The organism is Myceligenerans xiligouense (genome assembly GCF_003814695.1).
Taxonomy (GTDB): domain Bacteria; phylum Actinomycetota; class Actinomycetes; order Actinomycetales; family Cellulomonadaceae; genus Myceligenerans; species Myceligenerans xiligouense.
Window position 1 is genome coordinate 2,200,210 of record NZ_RKQZ01000001.1, and the last position, 23,209, is coordinate 2,223,418.

The window sequence follows — 23,209 nt, forward strand, 5'->3', positions numbered from 1 at the left end:
GAACCCGGCTGTGACCGAGACCGAGCGCCACGAGTACGACGTCCTCGTCATCGGGGCGGGCGGCGCGGGCCTGCGCGCCGCCATCGCGGCGCGAGAACGCGGCCTGCGCACGGCGATCGTGTGCAAGTCGCTCTTCGGCAAGGCGCACACCGTCATGGCCGAGGGCGGCTGCGCCGCGGCGATGGGCAACGTGAACGACAACGACTCCTGGCAGGTGCACTTCCGCGACACCATGCGGGGCGGCAAGTTCCTCAACAGCTGGCGCATGGCCGAGCTGCACGCGAAGGAGGCGCCCGACCGCGTCTGGGAGCTGGAGACGTGGGGCGCGCTCTTCGACCGCACGCCGGACGGCCGCATCAGCCAGCGCAACTTCGGTGGCCACACCTACCCGCGACTCGCCCACGTGGGAGACCGCACCGGCCTGGAGATCATCCGCACGATGCAGCAGCGGATCGTGGCGCTCCAGCAGGCCGACCACACCGAGACCGGCGACTACGAGGCGCGGCTGCGCGTGTTCGCAGAGTGCACCGTCACGGAGCTGCTCACGGACGACGACGGCGCCGTGGCCGGGGCGTTCGGGTACTGGCGGGAGTCGGGCCGCTTCATCGAGTTCTCGGCCCCTGCCGTGGTGCTGGCCACGGGCGGGATCGGGAAGTCGTTCCAGGTGACGTCGAACTCGTGGGAGTACACGGGCGACGGCCACGCGCTCGCGCTGCGGGCCGGGGCGAACCTGATCGACATGGAGTTCGTGCAGTTCCACCCGACCGGTATGGTCTGGCCGCCCAGCGTCAAGGGCATCCTCGTGACCGAGGGGGTGCGCGGCGACGGCGGCGTCCTGAAGAACGCCGACGGCGACCGGTTCATGTTCGGCTACGTCCCGGACGTGTTCAAGGGCCAGTACGCCCAGACCGAGGACGAGGCGGACCGCTGGTACGAGGACCAGGAGAACAACCGCCGTACCCCCGACCTGCTGCCCCGCGACGAGGTGGCGCGCGCGATCAACACCGAGGTGAAGGAGGGGCGCGGCTCCCCGCACGGCGGCGTCTACCTCGACATCGCCAGCCGGATGCCGGCCGACGAGATCCGGCGTCGCCTGCCGTCGATGTACCACCAGTTCAAGGAACTGGCCGACGTCGACATCACGGCCGAGCCCATGGAGGTCGGGCCTACCTGCCACTACGTGATGGGCGGGATCGACGTCGACCCGGACACCGGGCAGTCGCGGGTGCCGGGCCTGTTCGCGACCGGGGAGTGCGCCGGCGGGATGCACGGCTCGAACCGGCTGGGCGGCAACTCGCTCTCGGACCTGCTGGTGTTCGGCCGCCGCGCGGGGCTCGGTGCGGCCGACTACGTCGCCGGGGTCCGACGTCGTCCCGCGGCGCGGCGGGAGGCCGTCGAGGCCGCCGCCGAGATGACGCTCGCGCCGTTCGCACCCGCGGCCCACGGTGCCGGGGAGAACCCGTACACGCTGCACGCCGAGCTCCAGCGGATGATGAACGATCTGGTCGGGATCATCCGGACCGAGTCCGAGATGACCGAGGCGCTCGATCGCCTCGGCGCGCTGCGGGAGCGCGTGCGGGACGTCGCCGTCGAGGGCCACCGGCAGTACAACCCCGGCTGGCACCTGGCGCTGGACCTGCGGAACATGCTCATGGTGGGTGAGGCCGTGGCGTCGTCGGCCCGGACGCGCACCGAGAGCCGCGGGGGTCACACCCGTGCCGACCATCCGGGGCTGGACCCGGAGTGGCGCCGTCGGGCGCTGCTGACCGCACGTGACCGCGACGGCCGGGACGACGTCGTCGTGCCGCGGGTCGCCGTCGAACAGGCCGAGCGCGCGCCGATGCGCGAGGACCTGCTCGCCCTGTTCGACCTCACCGAACTCGAGAAGTACTACACCGCGGCCGAGTTGACCGCGCACCCGCAGGGAGGGACCCCATGACGTACACCGCACGGCTGCGGGTGTGGCGCGGGGACGCCACCGGCGGCGCGTCGGCCGACTACGAGGTGGAGGCCAACGAGGGCGAGGTGGTGCTCGACGTCCTCCACCGGCTCCAGGCCACCCAGACCCCCGACCTCGCGGTGCGGTGGAACTGCAAGGCGGGCAAGTGCGGGTCGTGCTCGGCGGAGATCAACGGGCGCCCGCGCCTGCTGTGCATGACGCGCATGTCCGTGTTCGATCCCGCCGAGGTGCTGACGGTGACGCCGATGCGCGCGTTCCCGGTGATCCGTGATCTGGTGACGGACGTGTCGTTCAACTACGCCAAGGCGCGCGAGATCCCGTCGTTCACTCCGCCGGCCGACCTGGCGCCCGGCGAGTACCGGATGCAGCAGATCGACGTCGAGCGCTCGCAGGAGTTCCGCAAGTGCATCGAGTGCTACCTGTGCCAGGACACCTGTCACGTGGTGCGCGACCACGAGGAGAACAAGCCGGCGTTCGCCGGTCCTCGGTACCTCATGCGGGTGGCCGAGCTGGAGATGCATCCGCTCGACGTCGCGGACCGGGTCCCCGAGATGCAGGACGAGCACGGCCTGGGACTGTGCAACATCACGAAGTGCTGTACCGACGTGTGCCCGGAGGGGATCAAGATCACGGACAACGCGCTCATCCCGATGAAGGAGCGTGTCGCCGACCGGCGCTACGACCCGCTGGTCTGGCTGGGCCGGACCATCTCACGCCGCGGCGACCGGCGAGCCCGCGGGTGACGGTCCACACCTTCCACCTGGCAGAACTCCCTCCGGCCCGGACCTCCCGCGCGCTGCTGCGGCCGCCGTCGGGCACGACGACGCCGGGGCTGGAGCACGCGGAGTGCCTCGCCCTCATGCGGCTCGGCGCGCCCACGGTCTCACCGGACCGCCTGCAGCTGCGCCGGGTCGCGATGTTCGCCCAGTGGCGGGACGAGGACGCCGTGGAGCGGTTCCTGGACCGTGATCCCCTGGGGCGGCAGCTGGCCGAGGGCTGGCACGTCCGGCTCGAGTTCCTGCGGCGGTGGTCGCGGCTCGCCGCGCTCCCGGACCTGCCCGCCCGTGCGGGGAGCTGGGGCCGCGACGAGCCTGTCGTCGCCGTCACCGTGGCGCGCATGCGGCTCGGAGAGGTTCCCCGGTTCCTGCGCTGGGGCAAGCCCGTGGAACGACTCGTCCGTGACCATCCCGGCACGACGCTCGCCCTGGCGGCCTTCCGCCCTGCCCGGACGATCTCGACGTTCTCCGTGTGGCGGTCGGTGCGGGAGATGGAGGAGATGGTGCACGGCCGGTCCGCGGTCGAGGCTCCGGACCGGCATGCCGCCGCGATGGCCGAGCGGCGGCGCCGCGACTTCCACCACGAGTTCGCGACGTTCCGGTTCCGGCCGGTGTCGGAGCACGGGGCCTGGGAGGGGCGGACGGGCATCGTCCCGGTGTGAGCCACGCACCATTGACCGGTGATACCCCCATGGGTATATCCTGTCGGCATGGCTACACGTGAGATCACCAAGGACAACCTGGAGCGGACGGTCACGGACAACGAGATCGTCCTGCTCGACTTCTGGGCGGACTGGTGCCCTCCGTGCCGGGCGTTCGCCCCGGTGTTCGAGAAGGCTTCCGAGAACCACCCCGACATCGTGTTCGGCAAGATCGACACCGAGGCGCAGCGGGAACTGTCGGCGGGGTTCGGGATCACCTCGATCCCGACGCTGGCGGCGTTCCGTGACGGGATCATCGTGTTCGCGCAGCCCGGCGCGCTCGGCAGTGCCCAGCTCGGACAGGTCATCGACGCCGTCGAGGGCCTGGACATGGACGACGTCCGCGCCAAGCTCGCAGAGCAGGACCAGACCGCGCAGGCTTGAGCCCGCACACAGCGGCAGACACGAAAGGAAACCGCCCGTGAGTACCACCGACGAAGCCGGCCGGCGCCGCATCGTCAACCGCCTGCGCCGCGCCCGCGGCCAGCTCGACGCGGTGATCGACGCCGTCGAGTCCGACGCGTCCTGCCGGGACGTCGTCACCCAGCTCGCAGCGGTCACGCACGCGCTCAACCGTGCCGGCTTCGTCATCGTGGCCACCGCGATGGAGGAGTGCGTCACCGGGCCCGAGACCGGAAAGAACCGTGACGGCCTCACGACGGAGGAGCTCGAGAAGCTCTTCCTCTCCCTGGCCTGACCCCAACCCCCCGACCGAACCCCTCAACGAAGGAACGCTGAAATGTGTCGACCTGTCGACTGCAAGACCTGCGGCAAGACCACGTGGGCCGGTTGCGGCCAGCATGTGGATGATGTCATGCGGGGTGTCCCCTCGGGCCAGCGCTGCCGCGGGCACGAGGATGAGCCGCGAACCGGGTTCTTCGCCCGCCTCTTCGGGAACTGACCGCCCCACGGCGCAAAGCCCTGGCAGTGCCGCGGACCGTGCGCGACACTGCCCGCGTGGACTTCACGATCCGCCCCATCGGGGCAGCCGAACACGGAATCCTCGGCGAACTCACGGCACAGGCCTACCTGCGGGAGGGTCTCCTCGACCACGGCGAGCAGGACCCGTATCTGCCCAGGCTGCGCGACGTCGCCTCGCGGGCTGCCGTCGCCGAGGTGCTGGTCGCCGTGGACGGCGACAGCGCAGAGGCCGGTGAAAGCGCAGAGGCTGGTGAAACCCTCCTCGGCGGCGTCACCTACGTGCCGGAGCCGGGGCGCATGTCCGACCTCGCCCGCGACGGCGAGGCAGAGATCCGCATGCTCGCCGTCGCACCCGAGGCCCGACGCCGGGGAGTGGGGGAGGCCCTGACCCGCGCATGCCTCGACCGCGCCCGGGCGGCCGGGCGGACCGCCGTCGTGCTCAGCAGCCAGGCACGGATGCACGCCGCCCATCGCATCTACGAACGCCTCGGCTTCCAGCGCGATCCACGACGGGACTGGACCCCGGACGACAAGCTCGACCTCCTGCTGGTGGCCTACCGGCTGGAGCTGTGAGGGCGATCGCGGCACCGCGGACCACGTCCACGGCGCAGGTGCTCCTCGTCACCCCGACTCCGAGTGCGTCACAGCGCCTGACGTGGGGTAGTATTTCGGTCGGCCCTGCGGGGCCGGAACGGGTACTCTCGGACACGTCCGGGAGACCGACGGGCTGTGGCGCAGCTTGGTAGCGCACTTGACTGGGGGTCAAGGGGTCGCAGGTTCAAATCCTGTCAGCCCGACCGATCGCCCCTCACCTGAAACACCAGGTGAGGGGCGTTTTTTATGCCCGCCGGTGTCGCCGTTTCCACTGTGGATTTGTCCCCAACTTGCCCCCGATGGGACGTGCTGGGTGTGCGTCAGGCCGTCCGACCCGAGCGTTCGTCCGAGGCCGGGAGGCCGCCCTGTCGAGCAGGGTTCGCCCACCACGCGGCGAACGTGTCCCCGGCATCGAGCAGGGCCCGGTGATCCGGGTGCAGGTAGCGCGCCGTCATGGCCGGGTCCTGGTGACCCGCCACCCGCTGGAGCACGTGCAGCTGCACGCCGCTGTCCGCCATCCAGGTCAACGCCGTGTGCCGCAGGCCGTGCCGGACAAGACCGGCGATACCGAGTCGGGCCACGAGCTTGTCCCAGTCGGTCGCATCCCGGAGCGTCGCCGTCGTGATCGTGCCGCCGCGAGGACCCACGATCAGAGCAGCCGTGGCCTTCTTGCCGGCCGTCAGCCGTTCAAGGGTCGTCCGGGCAGGGGTGATGATCGGAACCACCCGGGAGCGACGCCCCTTGGTCGGTTTCGTCGTCAGACCGCCACGACCGGGATAGGTCTGCCGCCGAACGTGGATGAGCCCGCGCGCCAGGTCGACATCGCCAACAGTCAGCCCCGATACCTCGCTGATCCGCATACCGGTTGTCGCCAGCAACAGCACCATGTCGCCCCAGCACCGATGACCACCCTTCTCCACCACCGCGGCGACAAGACGATCGAGCGTCGCGACGTCAGGCAGCGCAAGGTCCCGAGGGTTCACATCATTACCGTCCTTGACCTGCCCGGAGTGCTTGCGCCGAGCGCGATCCTTCGCAGGGTTGCGGGGAAGCAGCCCCTCCCGCACCGCGTCGTCGAGGACATGCACGAGCGCGGCCACGGTGTTCTTCACCGTCGAGTGACTGTGCGCCCCCTCCCAACGATCGATCGCCCGATCGATGAGCCCCGCCGTGACCATGCCGACCGGCACATGCCCGAGCTCCGGCACGACACGCAGGCGCAGACCGGCCGAGTAGGGGTCGAACGTCGAGGTCCGATCGATCGACCGCGCCCACCGGTCACCGAGACCATCGATGAACTCCGCCAACGTCTGGCCCGGGTTCTGTCCCGTACGAGCGATCGCACGCTGCTCATCGATCCACGCAAGGGCCGCACCCTCGCTCTCGAAGGTCGCCCCAGCTTCCTCGCGCTTGTGCGTCTGCGGGTGCGTCCAGCGAACCCGGGCCAGATACCGCATCCCGAGCCGCTTGCTCTCGCGAGGCCGCACATCTCCCTGCACGTCCGCGCCGAGGGGCGGCACCGGCTGCTTCCGAGTGCGAGTCATCAGGCCGCGTCCTCACCGGGCACGCTCGCCGCCACGTTCGCCCGGATCCACTCCGCCAGCAGAGCCGTCGGGTAGCGGTACACGCTCCCGATCTTCACGTGACGCGGGCCCACGCCGTCGAGCCTCCACCGGCGAACGGTCGACGGGTTCACGCGGAACCGCGCGGCCACTTCGTCCGTCGTCAACAGGTCTGAGATATCCGAGGTCTCCAAAGGTCCATCCCCTTCCGCGTGTCTGTCACGCCGTCGTCGTGTGCTGCTTGCGCTGTTCGGCCTGCCATTGGGCGTATTCGCGGGCGCGTGCGGCTGCCGCGTCGGCGAGGGCTTTGTCGCCGGGTGAGCCCCATCCGGCGGCGCGGAAGGTCCATTCGCCGATCACGAGGGTGGTGTCGTCGTCCTCGTCCGCGAGCAGCCGTCGTTCGAGGTCTGCGACGTCGAGGGGGACGCCGCGGCGGTCGGCGTCGGCCTTGAGGCGCGCGTACCGGGCGCGGGCGGTGCGCAGCTTGCCGAGCGTGACGGAGTAGGCGCGCGACTTGGACGAGAAGTGGCCCCGGAATCCGAGCATCCGAGCCCACTTGGCGAGTAGGCGGTAGGGGGAGTCGGCGCAGGTGCCGCACCAACACCCGTCGTCATCGTCCGGGTCCGGCCCGTCGAGGGTGCGGCAGGCCGTGACCGCCCGTTCGGCCAGGTAGCGGGATGTCTGTGCCATGCGCGCCAGGTGAGGCCGGGGCGCGGCAGGGTCGACGCCGGTGGACTTGGTGGAGTACTTCGCGAGATACCCGGCGACCTGTTCCGGGCTCAGCTTCCCGCCGTCGTCGTTGGTGTCCGGTAGGCCAGTGCGCACGGTCCGCACGTCGTGCTGTTGTCCGAAGGACAGCAGGCGCGGCACGTCGGCACCATCGACCGGAGGAGCCTCGAACGACACGGCCGTGATGGCGTGTTCGACGGCGGCTTTGAGCGCGTCCCCGTCCAGCGGGGCAGGGTTTCCGGCATCGGCCAGGCGCGCGCCGATGGGGGCGGTGTTGGGTCCGTCCAGGCGGATCAGGGCATGGAAGTGCACGAGGCCGCGTGCCTGGAATTCGGCGACCTTCGCGAACTCCAGCGCAGCCCGTTCCCGCAGCCGGGACTCCGGGACACCCAGGATCGAGGCGAGGTGGCGGCGCAGGGTGATGGTGAAGCGCCGCCACAGTTCCGGGGCCCACCACTGCCAGACCACGGCGGTGTTCCAGTCGTAGCAGTCGAAGCACAACGGCTCCCCCAGGTGCGGGTCCTCTGGGGCGTGCTTGCGCCAGCAGGAGAGCGGCCGGCCGTGGGGGCACCGCTTGGCCCGACCCCGGGGCAGGCAGGGAGCGGGGGAGCCGTCCGGCGTGGTGCGGGTGCCGTGGACGTGGCCGACGCTGGGGGCTGTGAGGGTGGCGAACACCAGCGGATTCGCGGTCACCGATGAGGGGACCGTCTTGCCGCCGACGGCCCCCGCCCGGATCATCTCGAACGTGTCGCGGGCGTACACGCGCGAGCAGGCCGGGCACACGTCCGCGCGCCGGTTGCCACACGCCCGGTACAGCTCCCCCAGCGGCGCATCGGTGGACCGGTACTCGGACAGCACCTCACCCGTGGCGCGGTCGATGGTCATCGAGGACCCGGCCAGCCGGACAGGGTGGGAGCAGTAGCCGACCGAGGCCGCCACGTCAGCGAACGCTCCGGCGGTGCGGTTGCGGAGTCGGCCGATGAGGGAGCCGACCTCGGCGTCGGTCAGGGGCCCCAGGTCCAGGGGCGCGTCTGGCCCGAACCCGGGGAACCCTGACCGGCCCACCGCCGGGAGGTCGAGCCCGTTCACGCGGCCCCCACCAGGTCCAGGCCCGGCAGGGTGTCCTGCACCGGAACACCCGACGTCGACGCGTCCTCGAGGACCTCGGAGGTGCCTCGTTGGCGGCCTGCCCAGAACCCGGATGTCATGGACCGTGCTTCGACGCCGCAGGCCAGCCGGACAGGGCAGCCAGCACAGATGCGCGCCATGGTCGCGACCTGGAGGGGCGAGGCGACGCCGGGTTCTTCGATCCAGGGCAGCAGGCGAGCCGGGCCACGAGTACACGCCCCGTCACCCATCCAGCCGGGCAGCGGACCCGCCAAGGGCAGCGCGGGGGCGGTCATGACGCCACCGCCGCAGCCTCGAAGTCCAGACCCGGCAGGGTGGCCTGGGCAACCGGGGCGGGGCGACCCACACGAGGCGCACGACTCACGACCGGAGCAGGAGCAGGAGCGGGAGCAGGGGCAGGAGCGGGAGCCGGGACCGGCTCGGGCTCAGGGTCCGCGACGGCCGGAGCGGGAGACTCGGCAGGAGCAGCGATCGCGGGCACCAGCTCAGGCTCGGGCTCGGCGGCCGGAGCCACGGTCGCCACACCCACCGGCACGGACTCAGGGGCGGTGACCGGCTCAGCGGCCGGACCATCGGACACCACGAGGGAGGCCAGCGCGTGTGTCGAGGTCAGCACCGACAGGGGCGCGAGGGCGACCAGGACCACGCCGACCAGGACCTTGACCTCTTCGGGCACATCGTAGGCGTGGGCAGCGTTCGCGCCGATGGACACGATCGTGAACCCGAGCATGAGCGTCCACGCCCACGCCGAAGACCGTCCCCGTGCCCGCAGCACGAGCGCGACCAGGCCATAGACGAGGACCGAGGCATCGATCACGACCGGGACGAGGAACGCCAGCGCGTCCGGCACGCGGCCCCAGGTCGCGGCATCGCGCAGCGAGGCGAACGAGAGTGCGAAGGACGCCAGCGCCACCGCGACGGTCAGGGCGACGGTGAAGACGAGGACGGGCCGGGAGTCGGCCGCGATGCGGGCCACGGGCCCGGCAGGGTTGCGGTTCATGAGCTTGTCTCCTGTTCGGTCGTGCCCGTGTCGACGGCCTGGGCGGTCGCGTCGGCCGGGCGGCGGTTCCGGGTGGACTTGCGTGCCGAGCGCTTGCGCTTGGGCCGCTCCGATGGGGCGGCATCGTTGGCCGGGTTGTCGTTGGCCGGCCCGTCGTCGTCCGGGCCAGGGTTGGCCGGGGCGTCCTCGAGGGCGGGGAGGTGTCCGCCGGCGGCGAGCCAGGCCGAGGCCGCATCAGCGACCGGAGCCGGGGCGGGGGTGTCGGTGTAGGCGGGTGCCGGGTACCGGTTCGCGACGGCGTGAATGAGCCGGTCTGGCCAGTAGTCGAACCGGCACAGCGTCGGAGTGCCGTCCTCGGTCACGAGGTACGCGGTCCCGGCCGTGCCGGAGATGCCGCCCGGTTGGATGTCGGCCGGGATGTCGTGGGCGGGAGCCAGCGGTGCGGCGGTGCCAAGCACCATGTCGGTTTCGACCTCGGAATCGAGCCGGAGGGCGATCTTTTGGGGCCACAGGCCGCGCGTGCCGCCCAACGCCTCCTGCCGGGGGTTCTGCACGCAGCCCAGGACGACGACGCCCAGCGCGCGGCCCTGGGTGAGCAGCTTGGACAGGAGCCGTTCGGCCTCGTTCTTGTGCTTGAACTCGGAGTAGGCCATGAGGTCGGCCAGCTCGTCGACCACGAGTACGTGCAGGGGTGCGTCGGGGGTGGGGGTGTGGTTGCGGGAGATGCCGCGCATGAGGTCTCCGCGCTCGTTCATGATCTGCACGAGGGTTTCCAGCACGGCCACCGCGTCGGCAGCCTTATAGGCGACCTGCCCGAACAGAGCACGGCCGGTCTCGACCTCGATGCCCTGTTTCAGGTCCACGCCCCACAGGCGCACGTATCCGGCATAGACGGCCGGGGCGAGGTTGCCCGCGACGGACCAGAGGACCGAGCCCTTACCTGCGCCGGTCGCGCCGACGACGAGGGTATGACGGCCCCGCACGATCAGGTCCAAGGACTGTCCGTCGCGGCGCACGCCCGCCGGGATGACGCCGACCGAGGCCGCACCGGAGAATTCGGCCGGCATCACCGCGGTACGGGCAGCCAGGCGCGCCACGTGGAACAGCACCAGGTCGACCACGCCAGGCTTCACGGGCCGTAGCTCGTGCCCGTGCGCGCCGTAGGCCGTGGCGATGCGGGAGGCAGCGCGCACGATGTCGTCCACCGTCTGCCCGACCACGACGTTCAGGCGCAGCACGGCAGCGCCGGGAGAGAACCGGACCTTGATCCCGGGCACGAGGACCCCGCCGTCAGGCTGACGCACCCCGAGACCGGAAGCCGTGCCGACAGCTTCGGAGCCCTTGCGACCCCATCGGGCGGGGGTACCGGTCAGCCAGCGGCGCACGTACCAGGCCCGCAGACGCGAACGCCGATACGCGCCAGGAGCCACAGCGGCCCACAGGCCCAGCACGAGGCCGGGCGACCAGAACAACGCCCACACGATCACCGGGCCGGTGACCGCCGAGCCAGGCCAGCCCGAGACCTCCAGCCCGAACCACAGCAGGGACGCGAGCACGAGCCCGAACACGGAAAGGGGCAGGTGACGGCCCGCCCAGGCGAACGTGGCCTGCACGAGCATCCACGAGTGGCCCAGCACGAAGGCCAGGACCGCGACCAGGACCCGCAGGACCGCACCGAGGACGCCGGGGCGGCCGAGGGTGGCGGCGTGGGTGCGGGCCCGAGCCCGGGCCACAGCAGCCTTCACTGTGGCCCGGAACTCGCGCACCGTGGCGATGGGGTTCATCGCAGCTTCTCCTGCGTCCACTCGTGGTCACGCTCGCTGTGGCGGCACACGTCCTCGACCACGGCGGCCATCTGCACGGTCGCCTGCCGCAACAGGTCCATCCGAGCCCCCAGGTGGCTGCCCAGGTTCAGACCGCCCGTGTACGGGAACCGGTCATCGTCAGCCAGGATCGACTGAAGACGCGCCACCTCGCCCTGGACCCGTTCCATCTGCCCGCGCAGGCTCACGGCCTGTTCCTGGCGAGCCTCCGCCTGCTTGCGCCGGAACATCACCGCTCACCCCCGGCCCTCTGCTCGTCCTCCAGCCGGTCCAGCACCTTCCCGGCGAGCGTGTACAGCACGTCGACCTCGGTACGGGCGTGCAACGTCCCGTCGCGCAGGTCGCGGAACTCGCGCACCTGGGCGGCCTCCATGGCGTCCTTCGCGGCGGCCAGCGCCTCCGAAGCGACCTCCAGCGCGCGCACCGCCTCGGTAGCCGCCTCGTTCACGTCCTGCTTGCGTCCCAGTCCGAACATCAGTCCTACCCCTTCCCGTCGTCCTGCTTGCTGTCCTTGTTGCGGTCGAGGGCCGCGCGCTTGTCGGCCTCAGTGCGCTCGTCGAACCACGAGCCGTCGTAGCCCTCGCCGTAGATGCGGCCCGGAGCGTCCGGGGGCACGATCCGCAGACGCGGAGGCTCAGCAGCCCGCGCCGTCTCGGCCGCCTGAGCGGTGATCTGGCCCAGGTCGGTGACTTCGCGGGCCAGTCGGTCCGCCTCCGCGCCCGAGCCGGGCAGGTCGACCACGTTGAAGCAGTCGCGTGCCTGCCCGAGCGTTCCGGCCGCCTGGTTGAGCAGGCTGGCCGCCACCGCGAGGGTGTCCGCGTGGCTCATGCCGCAACCTGCTTGCGCGGGTTGCGCACGTTCTTGCCCAGCAGGAACGGCACCGGCTCATCGAACGCCGCCGCACGCTGGGGGAAGGCCCGCACGGGGCGAGCCAGCGCGGCCGAGGTGCAGAAGACCCGGAACTCCACCCCGGGCCAGCGGCCCCCAGCCCAGACCACGCAGCCCGCACGGTCCGGGCCGGTCGCGTCGTGGTAGTCCACCTCGCCCAGCCCGAGCAGGCGGGCCAGGTGCTCCGCGTCGCCCGGGGCGTCCACGTGCACCGCGACCATGCCCGTGTGAGTCGAGACCGTCACATAGGCGGTCCGGCCCTCGACCATCGCCGCCACATCAGCAGCCACGGTCAGCAGCTCGCCCACCGAGGGAGCAGGCACCGCAGCACCCGCCACCCCGGAGGTGATCGCGTCTTCGCCGGGCATCAGGCCGCCGCCTTGTTCAGCTCGGCCTCACGCTCGGCCTCCTGGCCCGGGGCGCAGATGTCGGCCGCCTTGAACGACCACACGATCCGGGGCCGTGCCCCGTTGTCGTCGATGTAGGCCAGGGCCGTCAGGCCCACGAACCCCACCTGCGTCAGCGGCAGCGGACCCTTGTTCTCCGGCGGGACCGGCTGGTACCGCGCGGCGATCTTCACCGTCACCGCCGAGTCCTTCTTGCCCGCGTCCTCGTCGAAGTCGAACACCAGCACCTGCCACAACGGCAGACCCGAGTCCTTGTCCAACTGCTGCGGACGCGACCCGTCCTCACGCTGCGGCGCGTTGAAGTCCGCCACCGGCTCCACACCGCCCTTGAGGTAGGCCCCTGCCGGGAACACGACCTCGGTCGGGACGCTCATTCGCTTTGGCATCGCCATGACTGCTCTCCTTCGGTTCCTTGCCGGGCGCTCTACCCACAACCAAGAAACCGCGAGAGCGGGGGACGACCACACCCCCTTGCGGGACGTTCAGGGACGTCTTAGACTCGTTGAAACGTCCGCGAACGGCCCTGGGAGGGTTCATGTCGAACGAACGACTGCGCGCCGCGATGACCGACAAGGGGCTAACGATTCAGCAGCTCGGCGAAGAGGTCGGCGTCGACCCCAAGACTGTTGAGCGCTGGATCACGAAGGACCGCACGCCCCACCGAACCCATCGCATGAAGACGGCGGCAGTCCTCGGCAAGACCGACGTCTACCTCTGGCCGTCGACCGAGTCCGACCCCCGGACCAAGTCGGCCGCACGCGCGGAGTTCGTCGACCTCTACCCGACGCGCGCCACAGTCCCGGTCTCGACCTGGATCGACCTCATCGAGAACGCCAAGGAGTCGATCGACCTCCTGGCGTTCGGGGGCAGCTTCCTCCACGACAGCATCCCGGAGTTCGGCACCCGCATCAGCGCACGGGCCCGCGACGGTGTGCGCGTCCGAATGCTGTTCGGCGACCCCGACTCGGCCGGCGTCGCACGTCGAGGCGAGGAAGAAGGCATCGACGACCTCCTGAGTGCCCGATGCCGCCTCACCTGGAGCTACCTCAAGCCGGTTCTTGGCGACCAGGGCATCGAGGCGCGCAAGCACGGCAGCACTCTCTACGCCTCCATCTACCGGTTCGACGACACCCTCATGGCAAACGTCCACGCCTACGGCGCGCCAGCCGGTCAGTCACCGATCATGCACATCAACCGCATCCCGGGCGGACGGCTCTTCGCCCACTACATGGAGTCGTTCGAGCGGACGTGGGAGGGTGCCGAACCGGTCTGAGCACGCGTAACGTCGGCCCTATGCCCCGGATCGACTACATCGACGACCCCAACGCCCCAGCCATCAACAGCGTCGTCCCCTCCGTCGTGGCGATCGTCCGCGACGACGAAGGCCGCGTGCTGATGATCCACAAGACCGACAACGACCGCTGGGCACTACCCGGCGGCGGACATGAGCCCGGCGAGAGCATCGCGGACACTGTCGTCCGCGAGGTCAAAGAGGAAACCGGGTATGACATCGAGGTCGAGACCATCACTGGCACCTACACCAACCCCCACCACGTCATGGCCTACGACGACGGCGAGGTGCGCCAGCAGTTCTCGATCGCGTTCCGTGCGCACCTGATCGGCGGAGAGCGTCGCACGAGCAGCGAGAGCGACGAGGTCGAGTGGCTGACACCGGAACAGGTCAACGGCCTGAACCTTCACCCATCAATGCGCCTACGGCTCTCACACGCGCTCAGCGGCGCTGAACGGCCATTCATCGGATAGGCCCAGCGCCGCGCGAGCGCGAGCCGCTGATGCCAGGAGCTCAGGGCCCGAGAACTTCACCGCCCGATGCACAGGATGTGATGCGTCATAGCGGCCGAGGATTTCCGCCACCCGCCGTTCCGGCGTCGTGGCGACACCATCCGGACCGGTGACCAGATCGATCAGGGTCACCACGTCGAGCCAGCTCGCCGACGGTTCGGGCATCTGCGCCAGCCGGTCCGACAGACCGCGCTCCGCGGCCTCCCACACCGCGCCCGTGTGCCATGCCACGAGTCCGACCACTTCGTCCGGAGCGCCCAGCTCGGAGAGGTAGACAGCCCCGTCAAGCGGATGAAAGCCGGTCCGCGCAACCTCGGGCGCATAGCCCACGTCATGGAGCCACGCCGCCGCCCTGACCTCGTCCGGAAGCCCGATATCAGCCGCGAGCTCATCGGCCCGCCGGCCGACACCCTGCACGTGCTGCCACCGCCGCCCGAGACCCGCCAAGCAGCGCCGCGCAACCTCTGGTGCTCGCCCTGATTCCCACATGCTTGCCATCCTGCCGTATGGCCAGATCACACTCGTCGCGCACCGGGCGATCCACGTGCGAGGCCACGGGGTTGGCGTGAGGCATGTCGGGCCTCTGCGTGTTCGATTGGGGCCCGTTCCCCGCAAGATGTGAGAACGCGTGCGGACAGGCACACTGGACTGGTGGCCATCCCCTGCTCATCTGGAACGATATCTATCCTATCGACAGTGGATTTTGTTCAGGGATCTGGAGACGCCGCTCCGGGTTCTCAGTTTTCGGTGTCTATCATCGTCGCACTCCTCGCTCTTGGAGGGGTCATCCTTAGCGGGTATATGAACGGGAAGAATCTCATCAAATCTGACGAGCGACGATCCCTAGCGACTATCACGGCCGAAAGCGTTCGTCACGAGAACGCTATTCGACAATCGGCACGAGATCATCTATTGGACCGGGTGCACGATATTTATACGAAGCTTGAGGCTGGACGTCGCCAGTTCTTCGAATTGTCGTTGCATGTTCTTGTCGAGATTGGAACGAATGAAGGCTTCATCCCTGGCAGTCGCGGGAAGTTTTCCGAGCGAATCGAATCATTGCGCCCTGAATTCGATGCCGCACTTGACTCTGTGTCCCTGTTCGGCAGCAAAGCCGTGTCCGATGCTGCTTACCAGGTCCACTTTAAATCATTTGTACTATACTACAGTGTTGCCGAATTTGAGGGCCAAATGTCCATAGATGCAGACCTCGTAGACCGAACTATCCCCGGCGTGCAGAGGGCTGCAAACGATCTGAAACTATCCTGTGAAAAGCTCTTTGCGGGGATGCGCTCCGAAATCCACCCTGAACCCGCGGGTGCGCCTCTGGATAAATCGGACTGAGCAGTGGTTCCCCATTGAACCAGGGCCCGTGAGAACTTTCTTTACTGGCTCAAGGCGCGCCTCCGGCGCGCAGCCGCCGGGGCCCGCGCTGCGGGGGCCCGCGCTCCGGGCGCTTCGCGCCCTGCGCGCACCCCTCCGCGCACCCGTCGGCCAGGCATGACGAAGGCGGCCCCGAGAGTCACGCTCGGGGCCGCCTTCACTCGGTATCGGGATCGGGCCTACGCCTAACGGCACGGCCGCGTATTCGCCGAAGCTCAGCCACGCCAGCAACCAGCAGCGCCACGAAAGTCATCACGCCGACCACCAGGGCACCTACCCAGTCTCTCCAGGTCCCGAGGTCCATGACCAGATGCTATTGGCGGCACGGCCTCCGGCGGGCACCTCGGGAATCAAGAGGATCGAGGGAACCGCGGCGTCCCTGCCCCTCCGTCATCCATCGGCTTCACCGGGACCCTGACACCGAACCCGCCGGCAGCACAACCCGTCCCGCCACCTCGACCAGCAACCCGACCTCTGCCACGATGGGCGGGACGGGTTGTGCTGCCGGCAGAACCGATGTCCGAGACGCGCCCCGCGCCGACGGATGACGGAGGACCAGGGACCCCGAAGCAGGACCATGGCAGGGTCACAGACCCGCACGGTTCGGAAGCAGATTCCGTGTCCCCAGCATGTCCCCAACACCGTGCACGCGACGCACGATCAGGCACGCAGCCGCACGACGGACCCGCAGCAAATCGCGGCTCGCGCACCCGCCGTCCACCTGGGGGTCAAGGGGTCGCAGGTTCAAATCCTGTCAGCCCGACCATTTCAGGCCTGGAAACTCAAGGGTTTCCAGGCCTGAAGGGTTTCTGAGACTTGAACCGGTCATCACATACTCATCAGATTGGCCGCCGCTGCGGTCCGATCTGGGCATCCGGGGCGTTGGGCGCGCAGAGCGCTCGGGTCCTGTCGGGACGTCGCGGGGCCGCTCGCGCACCTGAGCGTCATGGAGACGCACACCGCATCCCCCGCGGGTGGGCTGGACCCGCTGCTGAGTCTGGAGGAGCTCGCCGAGTATCTCGGCGTCCCGGTCCGGACGATCTACGACTGGCGCACCGACGGCAAGGGGCCGTGCGGGGTGCGGGTCGGCAAGCACGTGAAGTTCTTCGTGTCGGACGTGCGCGAGTGGCTGGCGCGGCAGCGCGAGTCCGCTCCTGGTCGGCCTGCCGAGGGGCGGTGAGCCGCCGTGGGTAAGCCTCGGACTCCGATCGGAACGTGGGGTGACATCAACGTCGAGGCGGTCTCGTCGGGATCGTTCCGAGCCCGGACCTGGTTTCGGGACCTGGACGGCAGGCTGCGTCTGGTACAGGCGAGCTCGGATACGGGTCCCCGTGCCGAGGTCGCGCTTAAGGCCAAGCTCGCCAAGCGGATCAGGCGTTCGTCGGGCAGCGTCGAGCTGAGCTCGGATAGCCCGTTCACGCGGCTGGTCGAGGTGTGGCTGGAAGACCTCGAACTGGACGACCTGGCTTCCTCGACGCGGGAGCTGTACGAGCGGGACATGCGTACGCTCGTGTTGCCGGCGTTCAAGGAGATGACGTTGCGGGAGATCACGATCATGAAGGTCGACCGGTTCCTCAAGCAGCAGCAGAAGTTCTCCTACGCGCGGGCGAAGCACGCCAAGGTCGTGCTGAACCTGGCTCTGGGATTGGCGTTGCGGTACGAGGCCATCGACCGCAACCCGGTGACCGGGACCAAGCGGCTCAAGCGTCCAGCGACGCAGGCCAAGGCGCTGAGCCTTGGTCAGGTCGACGCGATCCGGGCTGCCGTCAAGGGGTGGCGTCGCGGGGACCAGAAGGTCCCTGGCCCCAGGCCGGACGGGCAACTGGAGGCGATCATCGAGGTGATGATCGGTTCGTCGTTGCGGATCGGTGAGGTGCTGGCGCTGCGCAAGTGCGACGTGGACCTGACCACGGTTCCGGCGACGGTGCGGAACGCGGGCACGATCGTCTCGCCGAAGGGGAAGCCGACCTACCGGCAGCCGAAGCCGAAGACCGCGACGTCGGTGAGGCGTATCGCGGTCCCGTCATACACGGCCGAGGCGCTGCGTACACAGTTGATCAAGGTTGCGGGGGAGGCGCCGGACACGCTCGTGTTCCGGTCGCGCAACGGCACGCCGCTGACGACGAACAACGTGCGGCGCCGCTTGCGGGACATCCTCAAGGAGGTCGGGATCACCGGCGTGACGCCGCACTCGTTCCGCCGCACGGCGGCCACGACGATCGATCGTTCCGCTGGTGCGGACATGGCTGCGGAGCTGCTGGGACACACCTCGACGGAGATCACCAAGCGGCACTACATCGAGCCGGACGAGAACGTGAACATCGCGACCGCGCAGATCCTGGAAGCGTTGGCCCCCGGTGCCGCGCCTGACTGTGCCAGCAGCGAGCCAGCGGCTGGGAAACCTGGTGGCGTGTAGTCGGATGTCCCCGCCCGCGTGCGTTCTGCGGCGCCGTTGCACGATGCACGCGGGCGTCGCCGCATTTCGGCGCCGCAGTGTTCGTGTGAGTGAGACGCTCTCCATCAAGGGCTGGATAGCCGGGTGTGTTGAAGCAGGTCACCGCTCGCGGGCTTGAGCCGGGACGATACACCTAATCGAGCCAGACGAGCATCCCCATGCTGGCGTCGGCAGCCTCGCAGAAGAACTTCGTGAGTCTTTCGAGGTGCCCGCTCAGGTATGCCGCCCACCCGGGGTCGTCCCAGAGCTCCTTGGGATAGATTCCCGCGGTGGCGAACGCGCTGGCAGGTACAGCCCTGACGGCCTCGCGCGGGTCAAGCGCACTGAGCGCAGCAGCCAGCTCGCCCACCCGGGCGGAGGTCAGGGACGACGGCGGACCATAGCCCCAGTCGCCGGCACCCGGGACCGCATCGTCACCGAAGATGGCAGCGTCCGGCAGTTCGGCCCGTTCAAGTACGAAGGCAAGTCCGTGCCACGCCTTGTCGACGTCGAACAGGCGTGGGTCGCCTCCGTCGCCGTCGGCTTCGAGGAACTCGTCGACCAGGTCCCAAGCCCACGCGGGATCCGACGTGGCCTTCCCGAAGTCCCCTGGCGCGAGGCGCATGTACTCGCCGATCATGCTCATCCACGTGACGGTACAGGTCACGCGCCGTTGGTCGTGTTCATGGGACCTGCCCGCCTTGGAAAGTCACGTGGAGCGCTGTGCAAAGCGCGTTGAGCCTCCTGGAGACTTGACCGCAGTGCCACAGCGGCGTCTGGCTCACAGGCCGGGCGCGTCTCGGTCCGTTCGCGAGGGCGTGGTCGGTGGGGACGTGGGCTCGCCGAGCTTGGCCTTCGTGCGGGTGGGCGCCGGGGCGGGGTCGTCGCGGTTCGGGTCGAGGGTGTGGTCGTGGGCTGCGGTCCATGCTTCCTGCGCGTCCCGGAGTCCTTCAGCGGCTCCGTTCCGCACGGTGTGGTGTGCCTTGCGGGGGTCGAAGCCGGCGTTGAGTGCGGCGGTGATGAGTCGGGGGAACGTGGTGAGCGGGTCTGCTTGTTTCAGTAGGCCGCGGATCTGGGGTGGGTGCCAGCAGGCGAAGTAGGTGGCAGCGGCGGCGAGGGCCGCGAGCTGTGGGCGTTGTTCGGGTGGGGCGGCTCGGTAGGTGCGGACGAGGGCGTCGACGCGGTCGTCGTGGATGCGGTCTTCGAGGGTGTGGGCCAGGACCGTGTCGCGGGTGATGACGTCGCTGGTGGTCAGGTGGGCGAGGAGGCACATCTGTGCGGGGTCGTCGAGGCGGGCGGCGGCGATCCGGTCCAGGGTTGTGGTCGCGAGTTCGGCGCGTTGCCTTGGGGACAGGGCGTCGAGTTCGGTGGCTTTCGCGGCGTCCAGCGGGGTGAACGTCGGTTTGGGCAGGGGTGTGATGGACGCTTCGAGGGCTGTCCGGGAGGCGGCCGGGGGCAGGACTCCTCGGGTGGCTAGTTCGGCGGCGGGGTCGGGGATCGGCTGGGGCAGGGTCCAGTGGCCGTGCTGGTTGTCGAAGAGGACTCGCCAGGTGTCGTCGTGTACGTGGATGGGTAGGACGTCGGTCTGGACGGCTTGCTGGAGTTCGCCGGCGATTTGGTGGGCGCGTCGGCCGCCGTGTGGCCCGTATCCGACGATGGTCAGGGCGGCGGGCTGGTCGATGCGGGAGAGCATGCGTGCCAGCTGTTCGGTGATCTCGGTGGCGGTGTGGGTGTGTTCGTTCCACGGGGTCACCATCTGCACGATCGAGCGGTGGTCGGTGCCGAGGGCGCCGATGACGAGGTCCTGGTTCCCGAGCTGGTGGCCGACGGCGTAGGGCAGGCGGGCGACGTAGTCCCCGACGTCCAGTGGCTGGTCTTTCATGGTCTGCTCCCTTGTTTCTCGCGGGGGTTCGGTCGTCGCGGGTCGGGTCAGAACGGCTCGATGCCCTGTCCGGTGCTCCGGGAGCCGGCCGGGTCCGTGGCGGTCGGTGGTGTGGTGCCGGTGAGGCCGGCTCGGTCGGCCCTGTTCAGGCGCGGTGCTGCAAGCCGTCGCCGTGCCTGCCAGGCGAGGTAGGTGGGGGAGGCGGCTTGGCGGGCTTGGTCGGTGATCCAGGTGGCTACGTGGGCGGGGTGGGCGTCGAGGGTGAGGGCGGAGGTGGTGATGCGGGTGTGGGCGTGGCTGGCAAAGGTCCAGGTGGCGTCGAGTTCGCCGTCGATGTCGGCTTCGTCGTGGCCGTCGTCGGGCTCGCGTTCGCCGAAGACGATCTTGAAGGTGGCGCCGTAGGTGGCGTAGTTGCCGTCGCCCATGTGCGCGTACAGGTCGGCGCACGGGATGCGTTCGGCGACGGCTCGGGCGGCGGTGTCGATGCGTTCCTTGACCAGGTCGATGGCGGCCTCGGACGCGTCGCGCAGTGTGCGGCCGATCTGACCGCCGTTGTGCGGGACGTGGAGGGTGCCGGTGGGGAAGAACTGGTAGGTCTGCAGGACGCGGGCGAGGTCGTGGCCGCGGTACTGGTTGACGAGGTCTTCCAGGAACAGGCGGGCATCGTGCGGATCGGTGCCGGTGGCCTGGATGCGGTGGCCGATGAGGGCGTTCTCCACGGGTGTGCGCGTGATCGGCTCGCCGTCGACCAGGCCGTGGGCGCGGAGTTCTTCATGGGTGAGGGCGGCCTGGTAGCTGGCCTCGGCCAGATCTGATCGGCCGGGTTCGATCGTTTCGTATCGGGTGCCGTCTTCGTCGCTGACCAGTTCCTGACGGTATCCGCGGCCCATGTCGTCCAGGACGAGATTCTCGAAGTCGGGCAGGTCGAGGACGGCTTGGATGTCGCCTGCGGCGCGGATCAGCTGGAACAGCCCGAACGGCGCGGGCACATACGGTTCGTTCATGATGTCCTTTTGCTCGGCAGCCCGGCCGTATGCCGTCTCGGAGGCCTGCTGATGCTCCTGGCGGATCGCCTGCGCGATGGCCAGACGTCGGGCGTTCGCCGCACGGTCACGGGCGTGGACGCCGAGCATGAGCGCGTCGGCGCGGGAGAGCGCGAGTGCGGTCTTGAGGGTGATGGGCTGAGAGTTGGCGTTCATGTCCTGACCTCCGGTGATGAGCCTCGCCGCGCGGCGGCGGGCGTCATAGGTGAGGGCCGGTGCCGTCGTCGCGGCGCGGGCTGCGCGGGTCCGGGCCTTCCGGTGGAGCTGGCGGGCCTTCATGTGGCTGCGTGGGCGGGTGTTCGTTCGCCGGGCCGGTAGCGGCATCCCGGAGCGATTGGATGCGGCGCCGGACGGCGTTGAGGTCGCTGCGGTGCACGAGCGTGGCGTCGATGGGGGCATCCAGGCTGGGAGGCTGCTGCGTGGTGGCCGTGAGGCCGGCGTCGCGCGCGAAGGAGGTGATCGCGGCGAGTCCGGCGGTCAGGTCGCGGTCCAGGCCCAGGCTCGTGGCGTGGACGACCGGTTCGGGTGGTCCCCACGGGCTCGTGCGTGCGCTGAGGCGTCCCAGGACGTGATTGGGGTGGTCGAGGAAGTACTGGTTCACGCGCACCTGCTCGCCGCGCAGGTCTTGGACCGGGGCAGCCAGGAACGGGTGGGGTTGGAGGGGTGTGCCGTCGTGGCGGCGCAGGATCATCAGGTCCACGACCGAGTCGGTGCCCGGGTTGTCACGCAGCGCGCCTGACGGCAGGCGCAGCGCACCGACCAGATCCCCGAATTCGGTCAGCAGACGGCGACTGTCCACGTCCGCGTCGTCGAGCACGTCGCGCGAGACCAGACCGGCCGTGTAGCCGCCGGGCTCGGTGTTGGCCAGGCAGCCGATCAGCCCGAGGATCTGCTCGGCGCGCCGCTCGGTGGCGGCCTTCGCCCGGTGCAGGACGACATCGGTGTACCCGGGCACAGCGACCACCACGTCGTACCGGCCCTCATCCTGGCCGCTGTGCCAGGCGCGCAGCCGCAGGTCCGGATGCGGCGCCATCCCTGCCCGCGACATGGTGGCGGCCGGGATGGGCGCGGTGAACCCGCCATGGTCACCAGCCCGGAGCCGACGCTGCTCGACCGGCAAGCCGGCAAACAGTTCGGCGTCCTGCCCGAGCACCAGCATCCGCCCACCCGAGACCCCCAAGGAACGCAGCGCGTCCCACAGGTTGCGGGCGATCAGCCCGTGAACGGAGCCGGCGTCCAGGGTGTCGTGATCGTGCATCGCGACCACATCCGCCCGCACCGCCGCCTTGGCGTGCTCGTCGGCGCCGTAGGCCCGCTCAAGCGCGCGTTCGAGATCATCGTCGAACATCACGACCGCCCCCCACCGGGCACAGACCGCCCGCCCAGCATGGGCAGCGTCGCGCGCACCCGGGCCTCGACGGCGCGGCGGGCTGCGAGGTCGTCGGCGAGCCACGCCTCGAAGTCCGCCGCCCGGTCCGTGATCGGTGTGGGCTCGCCAGCGTTCTGCCATGTCTCGGCGGCACCGAAACCCGGCTCACCGGGCCACACCGTGACGCTGGTTGGACGGTCCTGGGCGAGCGTGGTGCCGGACTGGGCGACCCAGTCGTGCAGGCGGCGCAGCGACTCGCCCAGCTCCCGGTGCCAGGCCACCGGGGCCAGAGCCGACGCCTCCGGGTGGTAGGACGCGAGCCACGCGGTGTGCAGGGCCGACAACTCCCACCGCAACTCCGCATGCCGATGCCACAACGGCGGGACATACGAGACACCGAGGCCGTACTCGCCACGCAGCCACGTGACCCAGTCGTCCAGCACCCGCCAGTAGATCTCCGCCTCGACCGAGGTCAGAGCGCGCAGGTTCAGCGGCCGCAGCGGCACCTCGCCGAACACCCCGGCGTCCGACGATGCTCCGGGGCCGCGTTCACCCGCGCGACCGTCAGCGGGCGCGCCGGTGAAAGAGTCTCCGGCTTCGTCCCCGCCGTAGTCTTCGTCGAACTCTTCTTCGCCGTCGTCGTGCAGGGCTGCGACGTCACCAGGGAGCGCGAAAGCGTTCGCCAGGTAGGCGTCCAGAAGGCTCTCGGCATCCGGGGCGCTGGCGTCGGATGAGCCCGATGCTTCCGCCTCGGAGTCGTGGCGTGGGGACAAGTTCTCGTCCATGACGGCCCCCGTTCACGCCGT

General features: G+C 69.7%; 28 protein-coding genes and 1 tRNA gene. 12 read left to right on the top strand and 17 right to left on the bottom strand.

From position 1 onward, the window contains the following. Positions 1-10 precede the first annotated feature (10 nt). From EDD34_RS09450 to EDD34_RS09480, 7 genes are all read left to right on the top strand, one after another. Positions 11-1,939, top strand: a complete 1,929-nt coding sequence (locus tag EDD34_RS09450) for a fumarate reductase/succinate dehydrogenase flavoprotein subunit (RefSeq protein WP_123814336.1) — start codon at positions 11-13, stop codon at positions 1,937-1,939. Then, positions 1,936-2,703, top strand: a complete 768-nt coding sequence (locus tag EDD34_RS09455) for a succinate dehydrogenase/fumarate reductase iron-sulfur subunit (protein ID WP_123814337.1) — start codon at positions 1,936-1,938, stop codon at positions 2,701-2,703. Before EDD34_RS09450 ends, EDD34_RS09455 begins: the two co-directional genes overlap by 4 nt. Further along, on the top strand, positions 2,700-3,398 hold the full coding sequence (locus EDD34_RS09460) for a hypothetical protein (protein WP_123814338.1): 699 nt from the start codon (positions 2,700-2,702) through the stop codon (positions 3,396-3,398). Before EDD34_RS09455 ends, EDD34_RS09460 begins: the two co-directional genes overlap by 4 nt. 48 nt (positions 3,399-3,446) lie before the next feature. Next, on the top strand, positions 3,447-3,821 hold the full coding sequence (locus tag EDD34_RS09465; RefSeq protein ID WP_123814339.1) for a thioredoxin family protein: 375 nt from the start codon (positions 3,447-3,449) through the stop codon (positions 3,819-3,821). A 37-nt stretch (positions 3,822-3,858) separates the two neighbouring features. After that, the gene (locus EDD34_RS09470; protein ID WP_123814340.1) at positions 3,859-4,134 is read left to right on the top strand and encodes a metal-sensitive transcriptional regulator; all 276 of its coding nucleotides are present in this window, start codon (positions 3,859-3,861) and stop codon (positions 4,132-4,134) included. A 260-nt stretch (positions 4,135-4,394) separates the two neighbouring features. Further along, positions 4,395-4,931, top strand: coding sequence for a GNAT family N-acetyltransferase (locus tag EDD34_RS09475; RefSeq protein WP_123814341.1), 537 nt, complete (start codon positions 4,395-4,397; stop codon positions 4,929-4,931). Between the two features lie 150 nt (positions 4,932-5,081). After that, positions 5,082-5,155: transfer RNA gene (locus EDD34_RS09480), tRNA-Pro, on the top strand. A gap of 117 nt (positions 5,156-5,272) precedes the next feature. On the opposite strand, the gene EDD34_RS09485 is transcribed toward EDD34_RS09480, so the two are convergent. The 11 genes from EDD34_RS09485 to EDD34_RS09535 all read right to left on the bottom strand — a co-directional run bounded on the left by EDD34_RS09485 (position 5,273) and on the right by EDD34_RS09535 (position 12,881). Continuing rightward, entirely contained in the window at positions 5,273-6,160 is an 888-nt protein-coding gene (locus EDD34_RS09485) for a tyrosine-type recombinase/integrase (protein WP_170177023.1), read from the bottom strand. A 335-nt stretch (positions 6,161-6,495) separates the two neighbouring features. Continuing rightward, the gene (locus EDD34_RS09490; RefSeq protein ID WP_246012280.1) at positions 6,496-6,681 is read right to left on the bottom strand and encodes a helix-turn-helix domain-containing protein; all 186 of its coding nucleotides are present in this window, start codon (positions 6,679-6,681) and stop codon (positions 6,496-6,498) included. A 52-nt stretch (positions 6,682-6,733) separates the two neighbouring features. Further along, complete coding sequence (locus tag EDD34_RS09495; RefSeq protein ID WP_123814343.1) at positions 6,734-8,332, bottom strand: replication initiator; 1,599 nt, start codon at positions 8,330-8,332, stop codon at positions 6,734-6,736. Continuing rightward, a complete protein-coding gene (locus tag EDD34_RS09500) occupies positions 8,329-8,646 on the bottom strand; it encodes a WhiB family transcriptional regulator (protein ID WP_123814344.1) in 318 nt (105 codons plus the stop codon). The genes EDD34_RS09495 and EDD34_RS09500 overlap by 4 nt, the downstream gene beginning before the upstream one ends. Then, entirely contained in the window at positions 8,643-9,371 is a 729-nt protein-coding gene (locus tag EDD34_RS09505; RefSeq protein WP_123814345.1) for a DUF2637 domain-containing protein, read from the bottom strand. Before EDD34_RS09505 ends, EDD34_RS09500 begins: the two co-directional genes overlap by 4 nt. Next, a complete protein-coding gene (locus tag EDD34_RS09510; RefSeq protein WP_123814346.1) occupies positions 9,368-11,155 on the bottom strand; it encodes an FtsK/SpoIIIE domain-containing protein in 1,788 nt (595 codons plus the stop codon). The genes EDD34_RS09505 and EDD34_RS09510 overlap by 4 nt, the downstream gene beginning before the upstream one ends. Further along, positions 11,152-11,424, bottom strand: a complete 273-nt coding sequence (locus EDD34_RS09515; RefSeq protein WP_123814347.1) for a hypothetical protein — start codon at positions 11,422-11,424, stop codon at positions 11,152-11,154. Before EDD34_RS09515 ends, EDD34_RS09510 begins: the two co-directional genes overlap by 4 nt. After that, the gene (locus EDD34_RS09520; RefSeq protein ID WP_123814348.1) at positions 11,424-11,669 is read right to left on the bottom strand and encodes a hypothetical protein; all 246 of its coding nucleotides are present in this window, start codon (positions 11,667-11,669) and stop codon (positions 11,424-11,426) included. Before EDD34_RS09520 ends, EDD34_RS09515 begins: the two co-directional genes overlap by 1 nt. A 5-nt stretch (positions 11,670-11,674) precedes the next feature. After that, complete coding sequence (locus tag EDD34_RS09525) at positions 11,675-12,022, bottom strand: hypothetical protein (protein ID WP_123814349.1); 348 nt, start codon at positions 12,020-12,022, stop codon at positions 11,675-11,677. Continuing rightward, positions 12,019-12,450 carry a hypothetical protein gene (locus tag EDD34_RS09530; RefSeq protein WP_123814350.1) on the bottom strand — a complete coding sequence of 144 codons (432 nt, stop codon included), beginning with the start codon at positions 12,448-12,450 and terminating at the stop codon, positions 12,019-12,021. Before EDD34_RS09530 ends, EDD34_RS09525 begins: the two co-directional genes overlap by 4 nt. Then, positions 12,450-12,881, bottom strand: coding sequence for a plasmid replication, integration and excision activator (locus tag EDD34_RS09535; RefSeq protein WP_211341540.1), 432 nt, complete (start codon positions 12,879-12,881; stop codon positions 12,450-12,452). The genes EDD34_RS09530 and EDD34_RS09535 overlap by 1 nt, the downstream gene beginning before the upstream one ends. Before the next feature lie 143 nt (positions 12,882-13,024). On the opposite strand from EDD34_RS09535, the gene EDD34_RS09540 reads away from it, so the two are divergent. Together EDD34_RS09540 and EDD34_RS09545 are read left to right on the top strand one after the other, a co-directional pair. Beyond that, positions 13,025-13,762, top strand: a complete 738-nt coding sequence (locus EDD34_RS09540) for an XRE family transcriptional regulator (protein WP_123814351.1) — start codon at positions 13,025-13,027, stop codon at positions 13,760-13,762. A gap of 20 nt (positions 13,763-13,782) precedes the next feature. Further along, positions 13,783-14,253 (top strand): NUDIX hydrolase, encoded by a 471-nt coding sequence (locus EDD34_RS09545; RefSeq protein WP_123814352.1) that lies wholly within the window; start codon positions 13,783-13,785, stop codon positions 14,251-14,253. Here EDD34_RS09545 and EDD34_RS09550 read toward each other — a convergent pair. Further along, complete coding sequence (locus tag EDD34_RS09550) at positions 14,212-14,709, bottom strand: HD domain-containing protein (RefSeq protein ID WP_246012281.1); 498 nt, start codon at positions 14,707-14,709, stop codon at positions 14,212-14,214. The two genes, EDD34_RS09545 and EDD34_RS09550, sit on opposite strands and share 42 nt — an antisense overlap. Before the next feature lie 279 nt (positions 14,710-14,988). On the opposite strand from EDD34_RS09550, the gene EDD34_RS09555 reads away from it, so the two are divergent. The 3 genes from EDD34_RS09555 (at position 14,989) to EDD34_RS09565 (ending at position 18,091) form a co-directional block, all read left to right on the top strand. Further along, positions 14,989-15,636 carry a hypothetical protein gene (locus tag EDD34_RS09555; RefSeq protein ID WP_123814354.1) on the top strand — a complete coding sequence of 216 codons (648 nt, stop codon included), beginning with the start codon at positions 14,989-14,991 and terminating at the stop codon, positions 15,634-15,636. Positions 15,637-16,621: 985 nt separating this feature from the next. Continuing rightward, positions 16,622-16,855: a helix-turn-helix transcriptional regulator gene (locus EDD34_RS09560; protein ID WP_123814355.1), complete on the top strand. Its 234-nt coding sequence runs from the start codon at positions 16,622-16,624 to the stop codon at positions 16,853-16,855. Positions 16,856-16,861: 6 nt separating this feature from the next. After that, a complete protein-coding gene (locus tag EDD34_RS09565) occupies positions 16,862-18,091 on the top strand; it encodes a tyrosine-type recombinase/integrase (protein WP_123814356.1) in 1,230 nt (409 codons plus the stop codon). 172 nt (positions 18,092-18,263) lie between these two features. On the opposite strand, the gene EDD34_RS09570 is transcribed toward EDD34_RS09565, so the two are convergent. The 5 genes from EDD34_RS09570 to EDD34_RS09590 form a co-directional block, all read right to left on the bottom strand. Next, positions 18,264-18,755: a YfbM family protein gene (locus tag EDD34_RS09570; RefSeq protein ID WP_123814357.1), complete on the bottom strand. Its 492-nt coding sequence runs from the start codon at positions 18,753-18,755 to the stop codon at positions 18,264-18,266. Between the two features lie 135 nt (positions 18,756-18,890). Next, on the bottom strand, positions 18,891-19,991 hold the full coding sequence (locus EDD34_RS09575; protein WP_123814358.1) for a hypothetical protein: 1,101 nt from the start codon (positions 19,989-19,991) through the stop codon (positions 18,891-18,893). Positions 19,992-20,038: 47 nt separating this feature from the next. After that, positions 20,039-21,190, bottom strand: coding sequence for a hypothetical protein (locus EDD34_RS09580; RefSeq protein ID WP_123814359.1), 1,152 nt, complete (start codon positions 21,188-21,190; stop codon positions 20,039-20,041). Positions 21,191-21,233: 43 nt separating this feature from the next. Further along, the gene (locus EDD34_RS09585; RefSeq protein WP_123814360.1) at positions 21,234-22,382 is read right to left on the bottom strand and encodes a hypothetical protein; all 1,149 of its coding nucleotides are present in this window, start codon (positions 22,380-22,382) and stop codon (positions 21,234-21,236) included. After that, positions 22,382-23,188, bottom strand: a complete 807-nt coding sequence (locus EDD34_RS09590) for a hypothetical protein (RefSeq protein ID WP_211341541.1) — start codon at positions 23,186-23,188, stop codon at positions 22,382-22,384. The genes EDD34_RS09585 and EDD34_RS09590 overlap by 1 nt, the downstream gene beginning before the upstream one ends. Positions 23,189-23,209 lie beyond the last annotated feature (21 nt).